We start from the raw sequence: 22,474 nt of genomic DNA on the forward strand, positions 1-22,474 counted from the left end.
TCATCCTCGAACGTGTTAGTATTCTAACTGCAATGGTAAGTAACCACCAGAACCGGAAACACACCAACTGTCGTTTCGCAAACGGGCGACCCAGGGTCTACCGGCGGAGTTGTGGGCCGTTCAGGCGTCGCCGTTGACGATACTCGCCACCCGCTGGCGGTCGAACAGCTGTTCGTCGGCGGGGATGTTCGGGTACGGCTCGCCGTCCCGGTAGTCGGGCCACTCGCCGAACTGCTCGGGGTAGAGCTGTTTGGCGCCCATCTCGAGCTGGAAGAGGTTCATGATCGGCCCCTGGTACCGCATCCCGGCCGGGTAGACGCGGCCGTCCTTCACGGCGGTCAGGTCCTTGCCCGCGGGGTGGTCCTCGAGCGTCCGGCGGGTGTCGGCCATGCTGTAGTTCGGCGTCAGCCCCCAGAGGTGGAGGATGACGTCGGGGTCGGCTTCCAGCATCACCTCGTAGTCGACGGTCCCGAAGAGCCCGTCCCAGTCCTCGGCGGCGAAGGCGTCCGTCGCCCCGAGCGGCCGGGTGTCGGCCAGCCAGTAGCCCGGCTCGTTGAGGTGATAGGTCCAGAACTTCGAGCCGTCTTCCGAGAGCGTCGCCCTGACGACCGTCGGTCGGTCCTCCTCCGGCGGGAGCCCCTCCTCGATCCGGGCGAGCAGATCCTCGTGGACCGCCGCCAGCGCCTCGTAGCGTTCCGCCTCCCTGAAGACCTCGGCAACCTTCCCGAACAGCTCCCAGAGCGTGTAGTACTGGTAGTCGTCGTATCCCTCCGGTGCGGGGTCGTGGGTCCCGCTGTAGAAGTTCCCGAACCAGGGGGCGAGCGTCGACCCCACTTCCTCGACCTCGCTCTTGGTCCAGCCGCTCTGCGTCGACGCCCACGCCGGGTCGGCCAGGAGGACGTCGCTGTCGAGCTCGTAGAGCATCTCCTTCGAGAGCCCGTCCTGCAGAGGGTCGTGGAGGCCGTCCCACTCCAGGGACACGCCGTCGAGGTGGCGGTAGTAGTGGTTCATCGTCGTCCCGGACATCTCCGGGACGTACACCGCGTTCACGGCGTCGCCGTGGCCGAGCGCGACCGCCATGTCGAGGTACTGCGGGAAGACGGTGAAGACCTGCTCCGGGACGGCGTCGAACTCGACGTCGCCTACTGGGGACATGGACACCGTGTAGGGTTCGTCCACGCCGTCGCCGTTCGCCCCCGAAGCCGCCGAGTCAGGTGCCGAGTCCGAGTCGTCGGTACAGCCGGCAGTGAGGCCACCGCCGAGCAGCGCCCCGCCGTACTTCACGCAGTCGCGTCGCGTCGGCCCGCCGCGAACGTTCGAGCGAGATACCATGGGTTTAGGCTCGCCTAAATAATTGATATAGCTTCCGAAGTTTAGGCGGTCCTAAAGACCGGCTCCCTCGAACACAACTCCCGTTCAGAATCCGTCCGCAGTAGCAGGGTCTCTCCGACCGTCCAGCACTCGTGACTCCCCGTGATCGAATTCCCGAGCGAACTGGTGCGACCGGGTCGCTCACCGGGCCTCACAGCGCCGATCCTCGTCACTCACCCGACGAATCACGATCGACGAACAGCCGAGCGAGGAGAGCCCCGACGCCCCCGACGGCGCCCGCGAACAGCCCGAAGCCCGACCCGTCCTGGGCGGACAGCCCCGACCCGCCGCCGTCGCCGCCACCGGTCTCGGTCGTGCCGGGCCCCGACTCGAAGCCGGTGATGTTCCGGAGGTCGACCGGCGAGAGCTGGATCTCGACGTAATCGCCACTACAGGTGCTGGCTCGGCTGATAATGTACAGGGCGTCGTCCTGCTCCGGTCGCTGGTCCTCGTTGAGGAAGACCGGCAGCCGTACGGCGACAGGTTCCTCCGACCGCCGGTCGGTCAACTGGCCCGCCCGCTGGACCATGTTCTTTTCCGGCCACGGCAACTCGGTGCAGGCCTCCGTAACGGCCTGGTCTTCGCCCTCCGGTATCGTTTGGCTGCGTATCGTGAGGAACTGCCCGACGTAGTTGTTCTCGAACTCGTCGACGGCCGGGATGATCACCGTCGGCGTCACCTCCTCCTCCTCCTCGTCTGCCGCGCTCGCGCGTCCGACACCGCCGACGAGCACCGCGCTCCCCGCTCCGACGAGTAACTGTCGGCGGGTCCAGTACGCTCTGTCCGAAGTCGCTGGAGAAGATGTCATTCTACAACAATATGTTGTGGGTTGTCGTGGTTACGTCTTCTCATCAGTTACCTGCAATCCGTGATGGACCAGGACGGCTGGCCTGACCGTCCTGGAAGAGGCCGGGCTGGTTGTCGGTTGCTCGTAGAAATCCTGCACCCGACGGACGCTCTCTCGTCATTGCGTGGAATTTGGATATCGACCACTCGATTCCTCAAAAAACAGCTCGACGTGAAAATCTGCGGGAGTTATCCGGGCGATTCCCTGATATCCGGTATGTCTCACAGGGATGGGGGGCTGTCCGTCGACGACCTGCTGGAGGCGGTGGGTCATCCGCAGCGTCGTGATCTACTGCTGGAGCTCCTCGAGCGGACGACACAGGACGGTCCCACGCCGACGATCGAGGTCTCGGCGCAGCACGCGCGCTCGGACGGTCGTCAGTCCACGGTGGACCGCGCTCAGCTCTCCAGACTCGAAGCGTGCGGCATCGTCGACTGGAACGAGACCAGCCACGAGGTGACTCCGGGGCCGAATTTCGGGCAGGCCGAGCCGCTCCTGCACCTCGCGAAGGACGACGTCATCGATTGGGACGACACGGGCGAGGAGGTGCGGAGGGGCTCCAACTTCGACGACCTCGAACCAGTCATCGACCTCGTGACGTAGAGGTAAGTTCGATGTCGTTCGGCGCCGGGAGTACGCACGGAGGGCCCTCGTTCCTGACCGCATCGTCACCCGCGTCTTCTAAATGAAGGTGACTGTCCTCGACGACCGCGTGGCGTACGTCGAGCACGGCGATACCTATCGGTTCGAAGTCACTGCGTCAGGAGCAGCCGGTCAGTGCCCCCCTGACGCGAAGTGGAGGCCGACGATCCCGACGACGATCACGCCGATGAACGTGATTCGGGCAGGGGTCGCAGGTTCGTCGAACAGGACCATGCCGAGTGAGGCTGTTCCGACAGCCCCGATCCCGGTCCAGACGGCGTAGGCGGTGCCCACGGGGAGATCTTTGACGGCCTGTGCGAGCAGCACCATACTGATGACGAGAGCGATAACATCCCGACCGTGGGCAGGGGCTTCGAGAGCCCGTCGGAGTACTGGAGGCCGAGAGCCCATCCGATCTCGAACACCCCGGCGAGGACGAGGATGTACCACGACATTTCACTGGTTCGTTGCCCCGCAATCCGTCTATGCGTTCCGTTTTCACCACCCCTGATGGCGGACGCTCGAGTTGGCAGACGGGCCCGAGGTTATCGACTGCTGGTCCGATCACTTCCTCTCGACGAAGCGGATTCCTGTGGTGGAGCCTCCGTCCCAGAGAGAGCCCCATTTGTCGGACGTGGTCGGCCATCGGAACCAGGGTCCCGTGTTCGCCGAGCCCGATGGCTGTTGATCGTCCCCATCCCCTTCGATAGGCGCGCGGTGAACCTCCAGTTAGCGGCGCCGAAGCGATCCGGAGCGCGTGAGCCATCTCTCCCCCGAATCACGTGGTATGAAACCTTTTGTTCGAATGCTGGCAATTACCGCGCATGCAGAAGTGGGAATACAAGACCCTCGACAACACGCAAGCAGAGGACCTCAGCGATATCGATCGGAATCCTATCGAGCAACTGAACGAACTCGGAGAAGAGGGTTGGGAGCTGACCGCGACGATCGAAGGTGGGCTCAAAGACGACGCAACCCCGACCACGACACTGATCCTCAAACGGCCGAAATGAGGACTCCTCGCTCCAGACGGAGCGTCGACGTTCGACCTCGCGTGAGCGAAGAATATCGAGGTGCGCTCGCAGGTCAGTTTGCTTCTCGATGTATCCCTCTGTTAGAGATGTGGACGATTCGAAACGCGAATTGAATATCTAACGATCTCGACCGCGGAAGTCGATTACGCTCATACCTCCTCTCAAATAGTCTTGTAACCTGCAGGGTGAATACCTAACCGTCTTCGGGCCTATCTTCAGACAATTCTCGGGACGCCCCGGGTGTTTGGCCTATGCCACCGGATCAACCACGGGAGGAGGCGACCGAACTCCTCCAACAGCTCGGCTTGAAAGAGTACGAAGCCCGGTCCTTTGTCGGCCTCTCTCGGCTCGACGCGGGAACGGCGAAAGAACTCAGCGAGATTACCGAAGTTCCCCGGACGCGAATCTACGACGCCGTCAAAGGGCTGGAGGAGCTGGGATTGATCGAAGTACACCATTCGAGTCCGAAACGTTTCCGTGCGGTCACGATCGACGAGGCCACCGAGCTCCTCCGTGACACCTACGAGGGCCATATCTCGCGACTCCGAGACAACTTAGAGCGTGTCGACCGTGCCGAGGTGACCGAACAGACTCCCGTCCAGGAGGTCTGGTCGATGTCTGGCAAGCCCCGCATCGAAACCCGGACGAAAACCCTCATCAGTTCAGCCACCGACGAGATCGTCCTGGTGATCGGCGACGAGTCACTGCTGACCGAGGATCTCGTCACCACACTCAACGAGGTCGATGACGACGTCGATATCATCGTCGGTGCCCTGACCGAGTCAGCGCGAGACCAGATTCAGGGGGTGGTACCCGAAGCAACGACGTTCACCTCCGGACTGGAGTGGCTCCAAGGCCCCGGGCGATCCGAGCAGGACACGGAGATCGGACGCCTCCTGTTGACCGACCGCTCGGCCATCTTGGTCAGCACGCTCGTATTGGCGACGAACGCCGAGAAGGCGATCTTCGGCGAAGGATTCAGCAACGGTCTGATCGTCATCGCCCGTCGTCTCATCTCGCAAGGCCTGCTTCTCAGACGTGACCCTGGAACCTGAGGAGAATCGAGAGTATTCAGCGGTCTTCCCCGTCTTGTCGAACCATTGGCTACATGTGTTATTTGTCCTGCAAGGAAATATGGCAGGACGCTTTTCTGGTCGTAAATGATTTGTCCTTTGATAGCATACACCATACTGGTGGCCACGAGATGATGGTTGGGAACCCAGTAGCAGTACTGGGTCCACCCCCTACAATACTCAGCGATCCGCTGTGTAGCTCCCCTACATGGACCTATCGGGGGTGTCGTAGAACCCTGTTTCATTCACACTACATCCCCAGAACCAGCTACAAGGACTAGCCTGCGGATAAACAAGCTCGCACGGACTTAGATTTCAGGATTTTACTCGCTTACCAAATGATTCATATCGTCGATACCGTATCATGGACTAATGGCCCTCCACACTCAGCGGTCGATGGTTCGAATTCCGCTCTATGTGGTGACTCTCCTCGCATTGGCATTCGCATATTATCTTATTGACCGCATCTCGGTTTGGGTGGCACTGGTGGCAGTTGTCTGGGTAATTTCTCTTATCTGGCGTGGTGTCCATGCGTTAGAACGAATTGCAACAGCAATGGAACAACAAGGACCCTCCCAAAGAGAGGATTAAGCTGGCGAGCTTGGTATTATCATTCTGGGGGTCCGAGTCGTGTCTCTACTTAGGTACATTGAGAGGTCAGCTACCCCCAGTACCGAACAATCAATGGATTTCCTGTACCGACCAGATTGGGTAGGATGATTCCAGCACTATGAGTCTGGATCAGCTGTGAGAACCAGCGTGCTTACCGACCGACCTGATTCCACCAGCGATTTAGTATGTCTCTGTAGACATGTAGTATAAAGAGGCTGTATACAGCGGGAGCGGATTTACTCACCGGCGAAGAAAACTTCCAGCTGCCGAGTCAGAGATCGCGGCTGTCTGAATCCTGCTCTTCGCCTCCCAGACGACTGTGCAGCACATACCCGATTCCGCCGAGGCTGGTCACTGTGCTCACGATACCGAGACCCGGGCCGTCACCGTCCGTCTTCTCGGTCGAGGTGCTGTTTTCGACGGCCTGGTAGTTCTCGCCAGTCGAATTACTGGATTCACCGGTCACGGTATTCGGGTCGGTCGCGGTCGCCGTGTCCGAGGAGGGCTCATCTCCACCGGACGACGAGTCTTTGTCGTTAGGACAGCCGCAACCCTCCGGTGTTTCGGGGTCCTCGGGCGACTCGGTATCTTTCGGTGTTTCGGTCTCCTCAGGCGTTTCGGTCTCCTCAGGCGTTTCGGTCTCCTCAGGCGTTTCGGTCTTCTCGCCAGAAGAACCGTCTCCCGCTGCTGTGTGGACGGCGTGAATTTCGTCATCACCGAGGATGTAAATGGCATCGGCTGTCGCTACGACGCCACCACCGGTCGGCGTTTCACACTGCCATTTGATCGTGCCATCGGACTTCTCGAACGCGATTAGCGAATTCTCGTATTCCTCACCATCGCCACCTTCGGATGGGCCCACGTATGCGTACACCGTGTCGCCAGCGATTGTGGGAGGATGAACGCGAGGACCCCCAGTATAGAACTCCCAGCTCTCCCGGTCGTCGAAGAACATCGTCTCAAGGTAATAGTATTCGTAGCTATACGAGAGCACATCGTCATTGTGGGCAGGTGTCACCTCGGCTGTGGTGCCATAACTAGCGATGCCACCTGTTTCGGTGTCGTAGATATGCCGTTCCCCAAACCCAGCGGCTGCCGAAACCTTGCCGTCTGAAGCGACGATCTCTCCCCAGACGTTATACTGCGGCTCGGTTCGCCACCGCTCCTCACCCGTTGTGACGCCGAGTGCGACCATTACCTCGTCGTTTTGGCTGTTATCGTCCACGACGGTGGTGTACACCTGACCATTGCTTACTGCAGGCTTCCCGAGGAACGTCTCGTCTGTTCGCTCCCATATGATCGACCCGTCCGTCACGTCCAGCGCGTAAAACGATCCCCCGGCGACTGCGAAGACCGTTTCGTAGCCAACGGCTGGCCGCTTCACTTCGCCATCGAGTGCTGTCTCCCAGTCGAGACTTCCGTCCTCGATGGAGAGCGCCAGCATGGACCCGTCACCGGTAGTGATGATTCGGTTGTAGGCAGCCGACGGCGATGTGCCGGCACTGAGATCGTCGCTCGTCCACTGTTCTGAGCCGTCTTCTGCATCGAGCGCGACGATATGGCCGTTCCCGTCAGCAAGGTACATCGTTCCGTCAACGATCACCGGCTCCCCGGTGAACGCACTGTCGTAGAACAGCGCACACGACGGGTCATCTGACGCGAACGTTAGGCTTCCGTCGACGACTCCGGTGTGGCCAGGATCACTCCGGTAGCTCACCCAGTCCTCGTCAGCATACGGCCCCCGTAGCGGCGGCAGTTCCGCCTGGGTCGTAGTCGCTGCCACCGAGCCACTAGATGACAGTACCGCGCCGAATCCGATAGCTCCACCCGTGAGTTTCACGACATCGCGGCGTGTCTGGCCCACCATCATGGGGCATACCACTCTTCCGATAATCCTTAATTATGAATGATGTAAAACCGGGAGAGAATACTTAGACCCCCGATTCTTCACTCATGTGAGATGAGATACTCATTGGTCAGAATCGCACGACGGGAGACGATGAAACAGTCTTTTGGTGAGGCTAAGTGGTTGTTCAAGCGGAGAAATGACGACGGTGAGTGACTCGGAGAATGCGCCGAATACACGCGCCTACAGCATTCGGTCAACTTTCCCAGCTGCTGTCGGAAGCCAGCTCCAGCGTAAGTCCATTGAGACGTAGTATCCAGTGCCACTCCGTGGATCTCCCATACAGACCGTGGATGAGAGTTAGAGTTAGAGCGGTCGCCGGCAGGAATTACAGTAGCTGTTGTTCTTCGAGGTTATCCCACACGGCTTGACCGGTTTCGGTGAGTCCGTAGACGCGACCTTTCCGACGGTCCTCATCGACGAGGAGTTCGACGCAGTCTTTCTCTCCGAGTTCTGAGAGCGCATTGCTGATACTGGCGATGGAGGCGTCCGATCGCTCGGCTATCTGTGAAGGCGTCGACGGGCTCTCGTTCAATTCGCGGATAACGATCTTCCGGTATCGCGAGGAAATGATAAACCCGATATGATCCCATTCGTCTGTCATGCCGATATACGTATTCTCCCGCAGATAGCTCATAGTTTTACACCGCCTACTATGTATAATTCGACAACTCGCCTGGGTACGCCATTGTGTCAGACGGCTCCGCCGACTCTTCCTTTTTTATCACCAAATACCGCCCTGAATCACATTTCACGCCTCACCGTATAGTGCCTACAATCCACGAATCCTCAGCCCACCTGTGTTTCGTCCTTAGCGATCAATCTCGTTTGTGCCTATCTGGGGTCTCTGTCCATTTGCTCAAAAAATCATAATAATCTTTGTTAACTAATACCAAGGGGCTGGTGGGATAATGGCTAAATTAGAGGGGGAACAAAGGTGTTTTGCGAAGTGCCGATCATGCGGTTCGATATTTTCCGCGGTAGTTCGATCAGATGGGACAATTAAGCCGATCAGCATTGCCCCTGACTGCACCTGTGGGGAGGCTGACTTCTGTCGGATGAACGGGGCGGGCAGCGACTAATTTCCTCCATCACCTCCAATTAATGACGTTCCTCTAGGGACCCTCGATAACTCGAGAGAAATTCGCTCCACCAGGTGCCTCCAATGTCAGCGGTGCTCACATAGCGAGGACGACTGGTGACCCTCGACTGGCCGTCGCGGGTGTCGCTGACAGCCGCCACTTGCTCACGGATTCCTGCGGTCGCCGTTCACATTGAAGCACCCCTGACGGTTGCGCTCCGCATCACTTGCGACCGACTATTCCGGTGTATGGGTCAGTATTGCATCGGGGAGATACCACTCACAGCAGGAACTCGAATACCGGATACGAGGCGACGATCGCCAGCGTTGGCGTCAGCACCCACATAGTCACGATACGCTTGGCCGCTCTCGGATCGAAGAGACTCTGTTCGTCGAGATCCGCCGGCCCCTCCGCGCCAACGTCTGGTATGTCTGGAATCTCCTCTGGTTTCTCTGCGGGTTCTTCGTGTCGAGCAATATCCCCAATGGTCGGGCCAGTAGGAGCGTCCTCGGCGCGTGAGGTGAGCAATGCTCCTGTCGCGACTTCTAACTCCGGACGCCCAGGCGCTGGCGTCGCTAACTCTGCTAATGTCGCCGCCCGACTCGCCCGACCCCACCCCAGCCCAATGATTGTAGACGTCGTACTTACCGCGAGACTTGCAGGGATCCCGAGGTAGGACAGTATCGTGATCACTGTGCCCCCGACCACGGAGACGATCAGCGACGCGAGAATTGGTAGCTCCGTAATATCGTCCCCGACCGTCTCCAGCGTCCGACGGGCGATAGTGAAACTGCCCAATCCGAAGGCCGCCACCGCGAGCAGAACGCCTTGATCGACGGTGAGTGAGCCACCTTGACCGACGAGCGGAGCCACGGCGTTTGCCGCGTTGGACGCCCCCGCCGAGAACGCCATATAGCAGGCGATGATGACCACCGAGAGTGACCCGGCGATATCCTGTGGTGACGCGTTTACATTTACGTACGGACGTGGAATCGTCCCCGACCGATCGAGCTGGATGAAATGGAGATCGAACTTCGTGAACGCCATGTACCGGTCGAGATACGGGTAGATATAGCGTCCGACCACGACCCCGATAAGAAAGCATACCAGTGGTGCGACAATCCACGCGGAGACGATAACGAACATCAGTGCCTGGTTGAGTGTGTCGGACGCCAACCCCAGGCCCACGATGGCACCAACAGCGGTCATCGAAGTCGAGGCTGGGACGCCATAGAGGTTCGAGATAAACAACGAGGCGCCCGTGAAAAACAGTACGGCGACGCTTGCAGCGGGCGTGAACTGGGTCGCCGGCACGATACTGCTGCTCATCGTCGCGATGACGTTCCGCCCGACGGTCCAGGCACCTAACAAAGCGAAGCCGACGAACAAAGCGCCCGCAGTCGTCTTCCGAACCAGTCGTGACCCGACTGCCGGACCGAACGCGACGCCGGTCGATGATCCTCCGATGTTGAACCCCACGAATACAGCAACGGCAATACCAACGACGGTTAGCAGTGCTACCATCCTATCGTACCTGGGTCAAGATTGCCTAGCCCCTAATTATATTCCCTGGTTAGATTCTGAGCTATCCTGCCTAGCGTCGAACGTGGCCGCATCGGGATTGTTCTTGGCGCTTACCCGGATGACGGTTCGACAGTATCGAACCCCTGTACCGGCCGAATTGGTCAGTGTTGGTTCAGTGCCACTCCACGAGAAATCCACGTGCAGGAAGCCACTCACGGGTAGTCCGAGTGGTCAAACGGGTCACTCCTTCGGTCTCGGCTCGTCGAAACCGAGTGAACGCATCCGCGTAGTCGATCGCCTCTACAGGTGGATCCAGTGCTGCGGGCTCAGGGCGTTCTGACTAAATCGACACCCGGTGACGAGTGAGAATCTCCATATAACTCAGAGCAAATGCCACAAGGTGTGCCCAGGTCGGAGTGAGAAATCGCAGAGACGACTCAGGCGTGGTACGTATCGAGGCGCCCAGGAACGCCGAAGCCGATGCCACATCGATCTTCGACCGGGTCGCGGGAGCTGTTCTGGGCTGTCCGGGACGCGTTGTCGCTCGCGGCGGTGTCGTCTGCGAGGGGGGTGACGACGACCTCACCGCTGCCCCGGACGAGGACCTCACAATCCGCGACCTCGAATCGAAGGTCGGTGATCGAGATTGCCGAGCCTGCGTGACTGAAGAGGGCGTCCAGAGCGTCGGGGTCGATGCTGTCGTACAGCGGCGGGAGGTCGAGGGGATCGACGCCCTTCGCGTCCGCAACCGCTTCGATTATCCGTTGGCTGATCGCTCCGTCGCTGATGTTCGTCTGTACCGTGTCGTCGGGTGCGCCCGTCTTCGTCGCCATATCACTATGTACGGCTCGAGAGGGATAGGGCAACCTTCAATACCCGTAGCTTTCCGGTCCAGATGGACACTATACATGTAGTGTGGGTTGCAGAGCGATTCTGCAACAGGGTCCTGCCGGCCGGCTGCAGGGTTGAGCAGCAATCAACTGGCTCACAGTCCGAGTTTGTGCAACACGTAGGTGTAAAGAAGGACTCCAGACAGAATCACTGCGAGCAGACGCAGGTCGAAGCTCTCCAAGAAAACAATCTCTACCAATCCCAGATTCCAGATTAGGTGTGAGCAGCCGTCGACAGTGTATCGGTTTTATCGATAGAGGGTGTCTTTCCTGAACGATGACCACCACGTCACCTAGCCAAGTCGTCGTTCTCACTGGTGCCAACCAGGGGATCGGCTACCACATGCTGAGGGCGCTCGTCGACGATGGATATCGGGTCGCCGGCCTCGATCTCGATGACGATAACGTCCGGACCGTTCGGGACGACTCCCCCGACAAGGTCCGTCTCTACGAGTGTGACGTAACCGACGCCGGCGACGTAGATGCCGCAGTGTCCGACGTGATCGAGCAGTGGGGACGGATCGATATCCTCGTCAACAATGCTGCTATAGCCGATTTCGCCCCCTTCAGCGAGCAGACGATGGCAGACACACGGCAGGAGTTCGAGACGAACTTTTTCGGGTACCTCCGGATGATTCGGGCGGTCCTCCCCCACATGCAGCCTCGTGGCAACGGCATCATTCACAACGTGGGCTCGGGAACCGGCAACGTCGGCCATCCCGGCCTCTCGGGGTATGCCGCCACGAAAGGGGCGATCAAAGCGATGACCCGTTCGCTCGCACTGGAACTGCGACACACCGACATCTCGTGTACGCTGATGGTACCTCCGACAACGGACACTCGGATGTCGGCCAATCTGGGATACCCGGAGTGGATGCGAGCGACACCGGAAGACGTCGGGCGGAAGTTGGCCAAGAAGATCGAATCGACCGATCCCGTAATCACGCCCGATCGCCAGACCTCCATCGGCCTGTATCTCATCCAACGGTTCCCCAGCTTGTGGGCGAAGCTGACTGAACGGGCCGTCGACCGCGAAGAATAACGACTCCACGGTCTAGTGCCGTTGCTGGGAGGACTCGTAACCTGGGCGGAACATTGCTGATATGCTACAGCCGGTGCCTGGCGAAAATACTGTTCGAGTGGAGACGCCCCTCAGTGGGACGCCTGGCCGCGGGTCCAGCCGGGGTCGTGGCCGGTGCGGTCGATGAGGTCGGACCGACACGCCGGACAGTAGTCGGGGAGGTCGGATTCGCTCCGGGGAACGTACACCGCGCCGCCGCACTTCACGCACGCATCCGCGACGATGGTCGCGCAGTCCGCGCAGACGTTGAAGTCGTCAGCCGTCAGCTCGCGCAGGGGTTCGAGTTGTTTGTCCAGGATGTACTCGTCGATGACCGTCTGGCAGCTGTGGCACGGTTTCATAGCGATGCCCTTGTTACCTTGTACCCGTCCCGTAAATACCTGCCTCCGAAACCAGGCCGAAAACTGGGGATTTGCTGGGGAGGCACGCTCGATCGAGGGTTTTCACAGACTGGAACGGCAGTGGTGCGGTAACCCGGACCGCGGAAGGGTTATCCCTCGGGGTACCCTACATTTGTTTGTAATGGCAAACGGTAAGGTTGACTTCTTCAACGACACTGGCGGCTACGGTTTCATTTCGACTGACGACGACGATGTAGACGACGACGAGGACGTGTTCTTCCACATGGAGGACGTCGGCGGCCCGGACCTCGAAGAGGGTCAGGAGGTCGAGTTCGACATCGAATCATCCCCGAAGGGACCCCGCGCGACGAACCTCGTCCGCAACTAACGACTGATCGCGCCCATCGCGTATAGCGACGGGCGGTTATTCGTTTTCTCGGACTGCTACACCGTGATAGAGACTTCTGCACGCTGAGACGTAGATTTCTCATCCGACGGCGGTAACGGCGAAGAGGACAGTTACTTTCAGCGGGTCACGGCCCAGTCGTAGCGGGTGCCTCCCGCTGACTTCAGGGCCAGAGTCCGCGCAGTTCGTGTGCCTCGACGAGGCGGTCCAGCGCGACCATATACGCGCCTTCCCGCCACGTTACGCCCTCCTCCTCGACGCGCTCCTCGGTTTCAGCGAACGCTTCCAGCATCTTCTCGCCGAGTTCCTCGCGGACCTCTTCGAGCGTCCACTCGCGCCGCGAGATGTCCTGCAGCCACTCGAAGTACGAGACCGTCACGCCACCCGCGTTCGCGAGGACGTCAGGGATGACGGGGATGCCGCGTTCCTCGAAGATTCGATCGGCGGCGGGCGTCGTCGGGCCGTTCGCACCCTCGACGATGAGGTCGGCCTTCACATCCGCCGCGTTGGACTCGTTGAGGACACCGCCGATAGCCGCCGGGATGAGGACGTCCACGTCGAGCGTCAGCAACTCGTCGTTCGGGAGTTTCTCCTCGTAGCAGTCTTCACAGTCGGCGAACCCGAGTTCGGTCTCCTCGATGATGTAGGGGATATCGAGGCCATCGGGGTCGTAGTACGCCCCGTTGAGGTCGCTGACGGCGACCACGGTGGCGCCCCATTCGTGGAGGACTCGCGCGGCGTTTTCGCCGACCGCGCCGAACCCCTGGACGGCCACGGTCATGTTGTCGAGCTGGAGGTTGTAGTGGTTGCACGCCTCTCGCACGGCGATTGCCGTGCTACGGCCCGGTGCTTCCATCCGACCGTGGCTGCCGCCGATGGCGGGCGGTTTTCCGGTGACGACGCCGGGTTGCGCTTCGCCGGCTTGCATGCTGTAGGCGTCCATGAACCACGCCATCGTCTGCGCGTCGGTCCCCATGTCCGGTGCGGGGACGTCGTAGTTCGGGCCGATGAAGCGACGGAGTTCTTCGGCGAAGCGTCGCGTCACGCGCTCGTGCTCTCTGTCGCTGAGGTCCTTGGGATCGACGACGACACCGCCTTTTGCGCCGCCGAACGGGAGGTCGAGGAGTGCACACTTCAGCGTCATCCAGATGGCGAGGGCTTCACACTCGGCTGCGTCCACGTCGGGATGGAAGCGGAGCCCGCCCTTGTACGGGCCGAGAACGCCATCGTGTTGGACGCGGTAGCCGGTCAGCACCTCGATGCTGTCGTCGTCGCGTCGGAAGGGGATGGAGACCTTGTGTGACTGGTCGGGGTGGGTGAGTATTTCGAGGAGGTCCCCATCGAGGTCGATGAGGTCGGCAGCACGCTCGATCTGTGATAGCGCAGCGTCGAGCGGTGATTCGTCGGTCGTGTCTGCATCAGCGTGGTCTGACATGATGAGGGACACGCCTTCCGGCTGACGTGATACTGAATATATGGTTCCTGGCTGATATATGTGCTACGGTATCATAGATCTCCAGTACCGATCGAATCTAGCGGAGGCTGTTCCAGCGCGACAGGACTGGATCGGTCTCAGACTGAACCTGCGTAGCGAACGGTCGCTATCCCAGCCGAAGACATTTATTCAGACCCGAATACTGCTCTGTATGCGTCGTCGCGCCCTCCTCGCATCGGCAGTTGTTCCAGCCACGGTTGCCGGTAGTGGCTGTCTCTCGACGGTACGGAGTGTCCTCCCGACATCGGTCAAGCTCGGCTGGTTTGGCATCCATAACGCCGATCCAGAATCGGCCCACACCTTCGACCTGATGGTCGAGCGGGACGGAGAGACGGTTCACGAGTCTACACACCGGGTGAAGGCAGCTGATGCGTCAGGAAACGGTGTCCGAAGTGACGGTGCAGTCGCCGACTGTGACTGGGGTCAGACAGCCGGAGATTACACCGTCCGGGTTCGAATGGACGGAACCCTCGAAGCCGAAGAGTCCGTGACAGCGTACGCCGACCGAACCGGGGCGGATTGTGTCATCGCCAGCGCCGAGTATCGGAACCACGACGCCGTCTCCCACTTCCAAGATGGGAAAAATCTCGCCATCTGGTTGGAGGACCAGTGTGGTGAAGATGGGTTCGTCGGACGCTGCTCGTTCACCGAGGACTGATCACCCCTGAGAGGACCGTCAGCTGTACTGGCCGATTCAAACGTTCACTGTACGACCGAGAAGGGCCACGATACGCAGATCGGCTGGCAACTCGCCCTCCACAACGCGGGCGAGATTGCCAGCCTCGCCGCCGACAAAAGCTACGGTTGGCAGCAATTACGCGATAAATTGCGCGAAGAGGGTGTGAGACCGTTGATCAAGTATCGTGAGTTCCGACCCCATCGACTGCGCGCATAACGCGCGCATCGATGGGTCTCTATACAGCCAAAGAGCACTGTCTGAGACCGTCTTCTCGACGATCAAGCGGACGCTCGGGCACGCGGTGCGTGCCCGAGCGTGGTACCGCGAATTTCGTGGGATCGTTTTGATGTGTGCGGTCTACAACATCAAGCGAGCCGTAAAACAGTGAAATCAAACGCCGTCTGGCGATTCACCAGAGCCGACGACGCTTATTCGTTGACGAGCAGGATCTTCCCGCGGAAGTCGCCCGCTTCGCCGAGTCGGTGTGCGTCCGCGATGTCTTCGAAGGCGAACCGCTCGTCGACGTGGGGCTCGACGACGCCGTCGTCGACGAGCGACGCGATGTCGGCGAGTTCCTCACCGATGCGCGCCTGTCGATCGCCGAGCAGCACCGGCAGGATGACGAGCACGACGCCGAGTTCGAGCGAGTTGGCGTGCAGCGCCGAGATGTCCTGGGTCGAACTCGACTCCGTCGTGACGACGGCGCCGAACGGTCGGACCGCTTCGAACGCCGTCTGAAGGTGGTCGTCGCCGACCGGGTCGAACACCACGTCGAAGCCGTCGGCGTCGGCGTACTCTTCGACGTACGCCTCGACGTCGGTCGCCGTGTAGTCGACGGTGTGGTCCGCGCCGAGTTTCTCGGCGAAGTCGCGCTTCTCCTCGGTCGAGCCCGTCGCCGTCACGTCCGCGCCGAACCATCTGCCGAGCTGGACGCCGATGTGGCCGACGCCGCCGCTGGCGCCGTAGATGAGCAGGTCGTCGTCGATGCCGACCGTCGCTTTGTCGGTGAGCAGTTGCCACGCGGTGAGTGCGACGACTGGGAGCGACGCGGCGTCCTCGAGCGGGATCGACTCCGGCGCGCGAGCGAACGTGCCGGCGTGCCCGACGACGTAGTCGGCAAGCGCGCCCTGCCGCCCCGCACCGCCGGGCATCCCGTACACCTCGTCGCCCGGCTCGAACTGTTCGACGTCCTCACCGACGGCGTCGACGACGCCGGAGACGTCGCAGTGGAGCGTCGCGGGAAACTCGGGCGTGAAGTCGGGGATCTCGCCCTGACGGATCTTGTAGTCGACGGGATTGAGGCTGGAGGCGGCGACGTCGACCCGGAGTTCGTCGGCAGCCGGCTCGGGGACCTCGCGGGTCGTTCGTTCGAAGACGTCGGGGTCGCCGTACGATTCGATCACGAACGCGGTCATCTCGGTGGCCATGTCGTAACGGCGGGGCGCTGGAGGGGAATAGTCGTTGGTCGTCGGACCGAGCGCACCCTCTCAGTCTACGGTGAATTTCGTGAGCTTGCCTTGATGTGTGTGGTTCACAACATCAAGAGATCTCTGAACCCGTGAAATCACGCTACGGCTAGCGATTCACCACGGCCCTCTCGGACGTGATACCGAGTCGCTGGAGTATCACCTGTGATGCCCCGTCGTCTAACGCAATGTCTCGTCCGGGATACGTAAGAACGTACTCGACATCAAAGTGTTCTGATGCTTTCTCTGGAATCTGTCGCCTCCTGGCAAGCCTCGCTATCAATTCGGCTGGCTCTTCAGGAATTCTGACCTCATCTTCTATCCACTGGTCGTCTCCCGGAGAGTCAGTCATGGAACGTTCGATGCCAACGGCGCGGATATAATTTACCCCCACGACTTTCCCGACTGCAAGATGAGTTCCCTGTACCGACCGGAGTGGTAGGTAGATGGTTGTCTCATCTCGAGAGTGGATGGCCTGAATGACTGGGCCGGGTCAGCGTGCCAACTTCGGTCACAGTCACTACGTTTCGAGAACCGTCCAGTTACGTTGGATCGAGGCCCGATCATTCCGTATTTTGTGTACTTAGTACCCAATCGACAATAAACCACACCCAATACGAGGGTATTTTTATGTGTGAACTCTCGTTCGAGCAGACTATATGGGTGAGAGTCACAATCTCTCGGACTACGAGTCGATGCGAGAGGGATTCTCTTGGACCGATATCTACGAGGCGGCCGACTGGAACGCACCAGAGGAGTTGAACATCGCTCACGAGGTTGCTGATCGCCACGCCACTGACCGGGAGAAAGTAGCTCTCTATCAGGTCGGGACAGATGGCGAGGTGAACAAACTGACTTTCTGGGAGTTGGCAAACCGCTCAAACCAGTTTGCGAACCTCCTCGATGAACTCGGCATCGAAGAGAACGACCGGGTCTTCTCATATATGCCGCGCATCCCCGAACATTATGTCGCGCTCGTCGGGACGCTCAAACACGGCGCCGTCTGGGGGAGTGTCAACGAGCGATTCGGCCCCGACGGCATCTCCTATCGGCTAGATGACTGTGACACGAAAGTGGTCGTCACGACGAGCGACAACCGCGATACAGTCACCGAAGCACTGGCTGAGGCTCCGTCCGTCGAACACATCATCACCGTCGATCGTGGTACTGGAGCACCACCAGAAGACGTCGTCTTCAACACGGCACTCGACGATTTGAGCACGGAGTACGACACTACCGAAACCAACGGTGAAGATAACGCACTCTTGTATTATACGTCGGGGACGACCGGTCTGGCGAAGGGCGTATTACATAAACACCGCTGGGTCGCGGGGGTTGCTGCTACACAGCGGTACGCCGTCGATCTCCAGGAAGGTGATCTCTACTGGTCGACCGGTGACCTCGGGTGGTTGACCGGAGCCATCAACACCCTCGGGGCCTGGTTTTGGGGGAGCTCGCTATTCACCTACGAGGGCGAGTTCGACCCCGAGGAGTGGGCCGAGCTCCTCGATGAATACCCCATCAACGTGCTGTTTTCGGTCCCGACAGCCTACCGAATGCTTCGGGAACACGAGGAGGTACTGGAAGGCGTCGACCTTGACCTCCGACACGCACTCTCTATCGGGGAACCACTCTCTGCGGGCGTCGTCGAGTGGGGCGAGGAGTCCCTGGGCGTCACCATTCTCGACACCTACGGTCAGACCGAGACCGGCAACATGATCATCAACAACTACCCGACGATGGAGCTCCGACCCGGCTCGATGGGCAAGCCGCTGCCGGGCATCGAAGCCGACATCGTTGACCCCGAGTCGGGCGAGGTGCTGGGACCGGACGAGACCGGTGAAATCGCCCAACGGGGAGATTACCCGTGTTTCTTCGCCGAGTACTGGGAAAAGCCCGAGAAGACCGCCAGTTGCTTCATCGACGGTCCGGATGGCGAGTGGTACCTCTCCGGCGATCTCGCGCATAAAGACGAGGACGGCTACTTCTGGTTCGAGGGGCGTGCCGACGACGTCATCCTCTCGTCAGGGTACCGAATCGGTCCCTTCGAGGTCGAAAGCTCTCTCGGCGAACACGAGGCCGTCGCCGAAACGGCCGTCGTTCCCAAGCCGCATCCTGAGCGGGGGAACATCGTCAAGGCCTACGTCGTGCCCAGCGAGGGGACCTCACCGTCCGACGACCTGAAAGATCGGATCAGGAACCACGTGAAAGAGGAGCTATCGGCCCACGAGTACCCCCGTGAAATCGAGTTCGTCGGAGAACTCCCGAAGACGGTAACGGGGAAGATTCGCCGGACAGAACTTCAGGATAAAGCCGAACAGGAAGCCGACGTCGATACCTGACTGCCAGAGACTCCCGTCCTGACCGAATATCACCACATCCGACTATCTCTGATATACCTCAGCCAATTCTGGCTGTGTTCATGTGTCGAGACGATTCTCGGCGGCTTCACTGTCCCCACGACCGGCAGGCCCACTGTCCCGAATGAGGAAACCGGCCGTCATTCTGAAATCTCACACTGGTCAATGTATATCCTCTATAGACCGAAACAGGTGTCAATTCGTTTCAGCCCGACGAAACTGCACCAGCCGAGGGAACCAGTTTGCGAATCTTTCGTCCAGAGATCCCCCGGAAAGTATATGCGCAATAGTTCGAGACTGGATATAATGAGTGCGATGGACGAGGTACACCCGATAGCGATTCTCCTTGTTATACTGCTTAGTGGTCTCACAGGGCTATTGATGATAGGGACGGCTGGTCTAGTGGTCGGACCCGTCATCGGCCTTCTCCTCTTCGAGTTGACGGTTACTGATGTCGAGACCGAGAGATAGGTTGACGCTCTGTACCGATCGATTCCGAGTAGGCGGTTTTACCTCGCGTCGCTGAACCAGCGGAGGGGTGCATAACGAATCCAACGGTGGGTTCTCCCACTACTTGGTGGCAGAAGATACAACTAACACTGGAGACGCAGACGATGCAAACAGCTACCGAGCGCCGGCGAAACACCACCCATGGACAAGATACGACGGGCCTATAGCCATCTGGACACCTGGACCCAGGGCCTCTCTCGTGGCGGATACGCCACCCTCATCGGTGTCGTCTCCGCCATCGGGGCGCTTGCAGTTGGCGTCGTCTTCGGCGAGCCCAACTACGCGTTCGCGCTGGGCATCAGCGGCATGCTAGCGGGGCTGAACTACCTGTCCGATCCAAACCGGCAGGCGGAGTGACTAGGGTAGCACTCTCGGTATCCCGACCGATAGAGATCGCTACGCCTCCATCCCCAGCCCACGACCGGCGGACCTGTCTCGGCGAGAGTGCACGCTGCCGTGGGATAGGGAGGCTCCCAAACGAGGGGATACTTCTACCCGTCACGTGCGCCTCGGTACACGTCACCAACCATGACGAACCCCGAGGAGATCGAAGACGCACTCGACGGCGACGACGAAGAGGTTCTCGCATCGCTCCCCGGCGCGCTCGAGGGCGTCGACGACGACGTAGAGACGCTGCTCGCCGAGCACCCCGATACCTACGAACGACTGGTCACGCGCGTGTCGACGCTGGAGAACGCCGACGAACTCGTCGCTGAGCATCCCGAGACCGCCGACCGCTTTCTGTCGATCCTCTGGGGCGGCCTCGAGGTCATCGCCCGCGTCTCGCCGGCCGTCCAGGAGGAGATCACCGACGACTTCCAGGTCCAGTGGGACGCCGACGACTCCGACGCCGAGTGGTACGCCGAGACCGACGCCGACGCCGGCAGCATCGCAGGCGGTCCCGGTCGTATCGACGACCCCGACGTCACGTTCACCGGCGACACGAACACGCTGTTCAGTATGCTCGGCGACGACGACTACGACCCCCAGCAGGCGTTCATGCAGGGCGACTTCCAGCTCGACGGCGACATGCAGGTCGCCCTGCAGTTCGGCCAGACGATGGACGCCGTCCAGCGGAACGCCGAGGACATGAACGTCTAGGCCAGAGCGACGATCAAGGCGGATTACTCCCCGCGTTCAGTGGTGCGAGCGAGTTCGCGTGGTAGGCAGCACGCCAAAGCTTCACGACGGCCCTCGTGACGAGCTTCGGTGGCGATTCGTGGATGCACGAGGCTTCGACCGCCGTCGGATCCGAGGAGGCGTCCGGAGGAGGATGGAAGTGTTCCAGTCCAGGGACGTGGACGTACTCGCGGTCGTGGGCGTGCTTTCCCCATCGGAAGTTCACGTCCCGGTCGTCTGTATAGTGGAACTTGTAGTCGTCCTCGGTCGTCCATTGGACGTCGATCCGGCCGACACTCGCGTCCCCAAGTCCATCGGCCAGTGATATCTCGAGGGTCGTCGGATTCAGGTAGTCGTCCAGTTCTGGCGTGGCTAGCGGCTCGAGCTCGCCGTACACGTCGCGAATCGATATCATGGCAGCCCGATCGATTGGGCCTCGCAACGCGTGGACCTCACCTGAACTCGCAGAATCGTCCCTCCTCACAGCGCTGAAGGCGTCTCCTCGGGCTCATCACCGACGAACTTCCGAGCATTCGCGATCGAGAGCGCCGCGTTCGCGAACGCGAGATTGCGACGGGTGGTCTGCCACTCCCGGAGCGTCTCGGCGTCGATCGATGCCGCGTCAGTGTCGGCTGCGAGCGTCTCGTTCGTCTGCTCGACAGTCGCCTCCGCGGGAGATTCCACCCCGTATTCGGCCTGGAAGTCACGCACCGTCTCACGCATCTCAGAGACTCGGGCGACCAGTTCGTCGACGGAGACGTTCGACAGGATATCGGCTGCCTGCTCGACGACCAATGACTCCGAGGACCGGCGATAGCGAGTCCCGCCATGTGCTCCCGGCTCCGTACTCACGAATCCTTCCGAGGCCAGCGCTTCGAGGTGCTTTCGAGCCGTCTTGGGGGACGTATGGGCGTCTTCGGCTACCTCGTCGGCCGACACCGGAGTGTAGGTGTGCGCAACCACCTCTCGAACGCGCTCGGCCGGTGTCGTCTCGGCCGTCCATTCCTCGATGACGACATCGTTGACGTCGTCGAAGCGGACGGAGTCCGGAGCATCACTCATACGGTCAGGTTCGGGATGGGGAAATATAGTACTTTGCCAGGTAGTATTCTACTCTAGTCCAGCGCGTCTCAATTCGAAGACTCAGTTGATCTGCCCGTGTTGCTGCGAGTTCCCATCAGGATTCGATTGACCAGAATGTACTTCGGGCCGGCACCTAAACAGCCCGCTCATGTCCAAGGCTACCTTCGAGGTGTACGAGGACCGCGCGGGACAGTGGCGCTGGCGGCTCGTCCACGACAACGGGAACGTCATCGCCGACTCCGGTGAGGGATACGCCAGCCGTCAGAAGTGCGAGCAGGGCCTCCAGAGCGTCAAGCAGAACGCACCCGAGGCGAACGTCGAGAAGGTTCAGGAGCCGACAGGCGGGGAGTAACGATCTCGCTGCCGTCGCGATAACCTCGCGGACTCTAGTGCCCTTGGAGAGCGAGTACCGACGCTATCCCCCCTGTCCATTCCCTCTACCGTTTCCGTTCCCCGGATTATCGTCGCGCCCGTTCGCGTTCCCCGGGGGCCAATCCACGCCATCCCCGTCCTCGCTTTCTTCCTCCTCTTGTTCTTCCTCACGTTCTTCTTCCTCCTCGCGCTCCTCTTCACGTTCCTCTTCTTGCTCTTCCCGCTCTTCCTCGCGTTCTTCTTCTCGCTCCTGGCGCTCTTCCTGCTCTTCTGTTTGCTCCTCTTCGCGTTGCGTGTCTGCCTCGTCGGTCGTTTCGCCATCCGCTTGGATCGCCGCCTCCTCCCCGCTCTGCGTGGCGTCGCTGCTCCCGTCGTCTGGGGTTGGCGTCGCTTCCTCGGTGGTCGGCGACTCGTCGACGACCGGCGAATCGTTACCGCCGGAGTCGTCGAGGACGCCGACCATAGCCGACAGTGGCCCGGCAGCGAGTACCGCCCCAAGAATGAGTGCTACGCCGCTGATCATCAACGCCCGTTCGATCCACACCTGGGTCGTATCGGGGGCCATCAGTTGAGTTTGGGAT

Annotated in this window: 24 protein-coding genes and 3 pseudogenes; 13 read left to right on the forward strand and 14 right to left on the reverse strand. The window is 60.3% G+C overall.

Annotated elements, in window-relative coordinates; all coding sequences use genetic code 11:
* Positions 1-120: 120 nt before the first annotated feature.
* On the reverse strand, positions 121-1,332 hold the full coding sequence (locus HWV07_RS15245) for an ABC transporter substrate-binding protein (RefSeq protein ID WP_178335135.1): 1,212 nt from the start codon (positions 1,330-1,332) through the stop codon (positions 121-123).
* A gap of 208 nt (positions 1,333-1,540) precedes the next feature.
* Entirely contained in the window at positions 1,541-2,104 is a 564-nt protein-coding gene (locus tag HWV07_RS15250; protein WP_178335136.1) for a hypothetical protein, read from the reverse strand.
* Positions 2,105-2,434: 330 nt separating this feature from the next.
* Between HWV07_RS15250 and HWV07_RS15255 the strand changes: the two genes are divergently transcribed.
* Positions 2,435-2,821 (forward strand): hypothetical protein, encoded by a 387-nt coding sequence (locus tag HWV07_RS15255; protein ID WP_178335137.1) that lies wholly within the window; start codon positions 2,435-2,437, stop codon positions 2,819-2,821.
* 171 nt (positions 2,822-2,992) lie between these two features.
* Here the strand turns inward: HWV07_RS15255 and HWV07_RS15260 are convergent.
* A pseudogene (locus tag HWV07_RS15260) lies at positions 2,993-3,315 on the reverse strand (DMT family transporter).
* A gap of 369 nt (positions 3,316-3,684) precedes the next feature.
* Here HWV07_RS15260 and HWV07_RS15265 point away from each other — a divergent pair.
* The 3 genes from HWV07_RS15265 (at position 3,685) to HWV07_RS20210 (ending at position 5,558) form a co-directional block, all read left to right on the forward strand.
* Complete coding sequence (locus tag HWV07_RS15265; protein ID WP_178335138.1) at positions 3,685-3,873, forward strand: DUF4177 domain-containing protein; 189 nt, start codon at positions 3,685-3,687, stop codon at positions 3,871-3,873.
* Between the two features lie 272 nt (positions 3,874-4,145).
* Positions 4,146-4,949, forward strand: a complete 804-nt coding sequence (locus HWV07_RS15270; protein WP_178335139.1) for a TrmB family transcriptional regulator — start codon at positions 4,146-4,148, stop codon at positions 4,947-4,949.
* Between the two features lie 414 nt (positions 4,950-5,363).
* Positions 5,364-5,558 (forward strand): DUF8066 domain-containing protein, encoded by a 195-nt coding sequence (locus tag HWV07_RS20210; RefSeq protein ID WP_484549449.1) that lies wholly within the window; start codon positions 5,364-5,366, stop codon positions 5,556-5,558.
* Between the two features lie 292 nt (positions 5,559-5,850).
* On the opposite strand, the gene HWV07_RS15275 is transcribed toward HWV07_RS20210, so the two are convergent.
* The 4 genes from HWV07_RS15275 to ddfA all read right to left on the reverse strand — a co-directional run bounded on the left by HWV07_RS15275 (position 5,851) and on the right by ddfA (position 10,924).
* Positions 5,851-7,449 (reverse strand): outer membrane protein assembly factor BamB family protein, encoded by a 1,599-nt coding sequence (locus HWV07_RS15275; RefSeq protein ID WP_178335140.1) that lies wholly within the window; start codon positions 7,447-7,449, stop codon positions 5,851-5,853.
* Between the two features lie 364 nt (positions 7,450-7,813).
* Positions 7,814-8,089: a MarR family winged helix-turn-helix transcriptional regulator gene (locus HWV07_RS15280; protein ID WP_178335141.1), complete on the reverse strand. Its 276-nt coding sequence runs from the start codon at positions 8,087-8,089 to the stop codon at positions 7,814-7,816.
* A gap of 757 nt (positions 8,090-8,846) precedes the next feature.
* Positions 8,847-10,091 (reverse strand): inorganic phosphate transporter, encoded by a 1,245-nt coding sequence (locus tag HWV07_RS15285; RefSeq protein WP_178335142.1) that lies wholly within the window; start codon positions 10,089-10,091, stop codon positions 8,847-8,849.
* 437 nt (positions 10,092-10,528) lie between these two features.
* Positions 10,529-10,924, reverse strand: a complete 396-nt coding sequence (ddfA, locus tag HWV07_RS15290) for a DdfA family disk-determining factor (RefSeq protein WP_178335143.1) — start codon at positions 10,922-10,924, stop codon at positions 10,529-10,531.
* Positions 10,925-11,258: 334 nt separating this feature from the next.
* On the opposite strand from ddfA, the gene HWV07_RS15295 reads away from it, so the two are divergent.
* Positions 11,259-12,023, forward strand: coding sequence for an SDR family NAD(P)-dependent oxidoreductase (locus HWV07_RS15295; RefSeq protein ID WP_178335144.1), 765 nt, complete (start codon positions 11,259-11,261; stop codon positions 12,021-12,023).
* Positions 12,024-12,133: 110 nt separating this feature from the next.
* On the opposite strand, the gene HWV07_RS15300 is transcribed toward HWV07_RS15295, so the two are convergent.
* Positions 12,134-12,403: a DUF7571 family protein gene (locus tag HWV07_RS15300; RefSeq protein WP_178335145.1), complete on the reverse strand. Its 270-nt coding sequence runs from the start codon at positions 12,401-12,403 to the stop codon at positions 12,134-12,136.
* Positions 12,404-12,584: 181 nt separating this feature from the next.
* On the opposite strand from HWV07_RS15300, the gene HWV07_RS15305 reads away from it, so the two are divergent.
* Positions 12,585-12,791: a cold-shock protein gene (locus HWV07_RS15305; protein ID WP_159525634.1), complete on the forward strand. Its 207-nt coding sequence runs from the start codon at positions 12,585-12,587 to the stop codon at positions 12,789-12,791.
* Between the two features lie 181 nt (positions 12,792-12,972).
* On the opposite strand, the gene gdhB is transcribed toward HWV07_RS15305, so the two are convergent.
* On the reverse strand, positions 12,973-14,244 hold the full coding sequence (gene gdhB / locus HWV07_RS15310) for a glutamate dehydrogenase GdhB (RefSeq protein ID WP_178335146.1): 1,272 nt from the start codon (positions 14,242-14,244) through the stop codon (positions 12,973-12,975).
* Between the two features lie 211 nt (positions 14,245-14,455).
* Here gdhB and HWV07_RS15315 point away from each other — a divergent pair, with 211 nt between their 5' ends.
* Both HWV07_RS15315 and HWV07_RS15320 read left to right on the forward strand, forming a co-directional pair.
* Positions 14,456-14,962 carry a hypothetical protein gene (locus HWV07_RS15315; protein ID WP_178335147.1) on the forward strand — a complete coding sequence of 169 codons (507 nt, stop codon included), beginning with the start codon at positions 14,456-14,458 and terminating at the stop codon, positions 14,960-14,962.
* Between the two features lie 39 nt (positions 14,963-15,001).
* Positions 15,002-15,371 (forward strand): annotated as a pseudogene (locus HWV07_RS15320) (transposase); the annotation flags it as partial.
* 40 nt (positions 15,372-15,411) lie between these two features.
* On the opposite strand, the gene HWV07_RS15325 reads toward HWV07_RS15320, so the two are convergent.
* Together HWV07_RS15325 and HWV07_RS15330 are read right to left on the reverse strand one after the other, a co-directional pair.
* A complete protein-coding gene (locus HWV07_RS15325) occupies positions 15,412-16,410 on the reverse strand; it encodes a zinc-binding dehydrogenase (protein WP_178335148.1) in 999 nt (332 codons plus the stop codon).
* Between the two features lie 148 nt (positions 16,411-16,558).
* Positions 16,559-16,801, reverse strand: a complete 243-nt coding sequence (locus HWV07_RS15330; RefSeq protein WP_178335149.1) for a hypothetical protein — start codon at positions 16,799-16,801, stop codon at positions 16,559-16,561.
* 307 nt (positions 16,802-17,108) lie between these two features.
* Here HWV07_RS15330 and HWV07_RS15335 point away from each other — a divergent pair, with 307 nt between their 5' ends.
* The 4 genes from HWV07_RS15335 (at position 17,109) to HWV07_RS15350 (ending at position 20,420) form a co-directional block, all read left to right on the forward strand.
* Positions 17,109-18,791 (forward strand): acetate--CoA ligase, encoded by a 1,683-nt coding sequence (locus tag HWV07_RS15335; RefSeq protein ID WP_178335150.1) that lies wholly within the window; start codon positions 17,109-17,111, stop codon positions 18,789-18,791.
* A gap of 324 nt (positions 18,792-19,115) precedes the next feature.
* Positions 19,116-19,280, forward strand: coding sequence for a hypothetical protein (locus tag HWV07_RS15340; RefSeq protein ID WP_178335151.1), 165 nt, complete (start codon positions 19,116-19,118; stop codon positions 19,278-19,280).
* 180 nt (positions 19,281-19,460) lie between these two features.
* Positions 19,461-19,676: a hypothetical protein gene (locus HWV07_RS15345; protein ID WP_178335152.1), complete on the forward strand. Its 216-nt coding sequence runs from the start codon at positions 19,461-19,463 to the stop codon at positions 19,674-19,676.
* A gap of 171 nt (positions 19,677-19,847) precedes the next feature.
* Positions 19,848-20,420: an SCP2 sterol-binding domain-containing protein gene (locus tag HWV07_RS15350; RefSeq protein ID WP_178335153.1), complete on the forward strand. Its 573-nt coding sequence runs from the start codon at positions 19,848-19,850 to the stop codon at positions 20,418-20,420.
* A 13-nt stretch (positions 20,421-20,433) separates the two neighbouring features.
* Here the strand turns inward: HWV07_RS15350 and HWV07_RS15355 are convergent, their stop codons facing one another.
* On the reverse strand, positions 20,434-20,853 hold the full coding sequence (locus tag HWV07_RS15355; RefSeq protein ID WP_246279779.1) for a toxin-antitoxin system TumE family protein: 420 nt from the start codon (positions 20,851-20,853) through the stop codon (positions 20,434-20,436).
* 65 nt (positions 20,854-20,918) lie between these two features.
* Positions 20,919-21,500, reverse strand: a complete 582-nt coding sequence (locus HWV07_RS15360; RefSeq protein ID WP_178335155.1) for a DUF7342 family protein — start codon at positions 21,498-21,500, stop codon at positions 20,919-20,921.
* Positions 21,501-21,672: 172 nt separating this feature from the next.
* Between HWV07_RS15360 and HWV07_RS15365 the strand changes: the two are divergent.
* Positions 21,673-21,840: pseudogene (locus HWV07_RS15365) on the forward strand (HVO_2922 family protein); the annotation flags it as partial.
* A 96-nt stretch (positions 21,841-21,936) separates the two neighbouring features.
* Here HWV07_RS15365 and HWV07_RS15370 read toward each other — a convergent pair.
* On the reverse strand, positions 21,937-22,458 hold the full coding sequence (locus HWV07_RS15370) for a hypothetical protein (protein WP_178335157.1): 522 nt from the start codon (positions 22,456-22,458) through the stop codon (positions 21,937-21,939).
* Positions 22,459-22,474: the final 16 nt, after the last annotated feature.

The sequence above is a fragment of the Natronomonas salina genome (assembly GCF_013391105.1).
GTDB classification, from domain to species: domain Archaea; phylum Halobacteriota; class Halobacteria; order Halobacteriales; family Haloarculaceae; genus Natronomonas; species Natronomonas salina.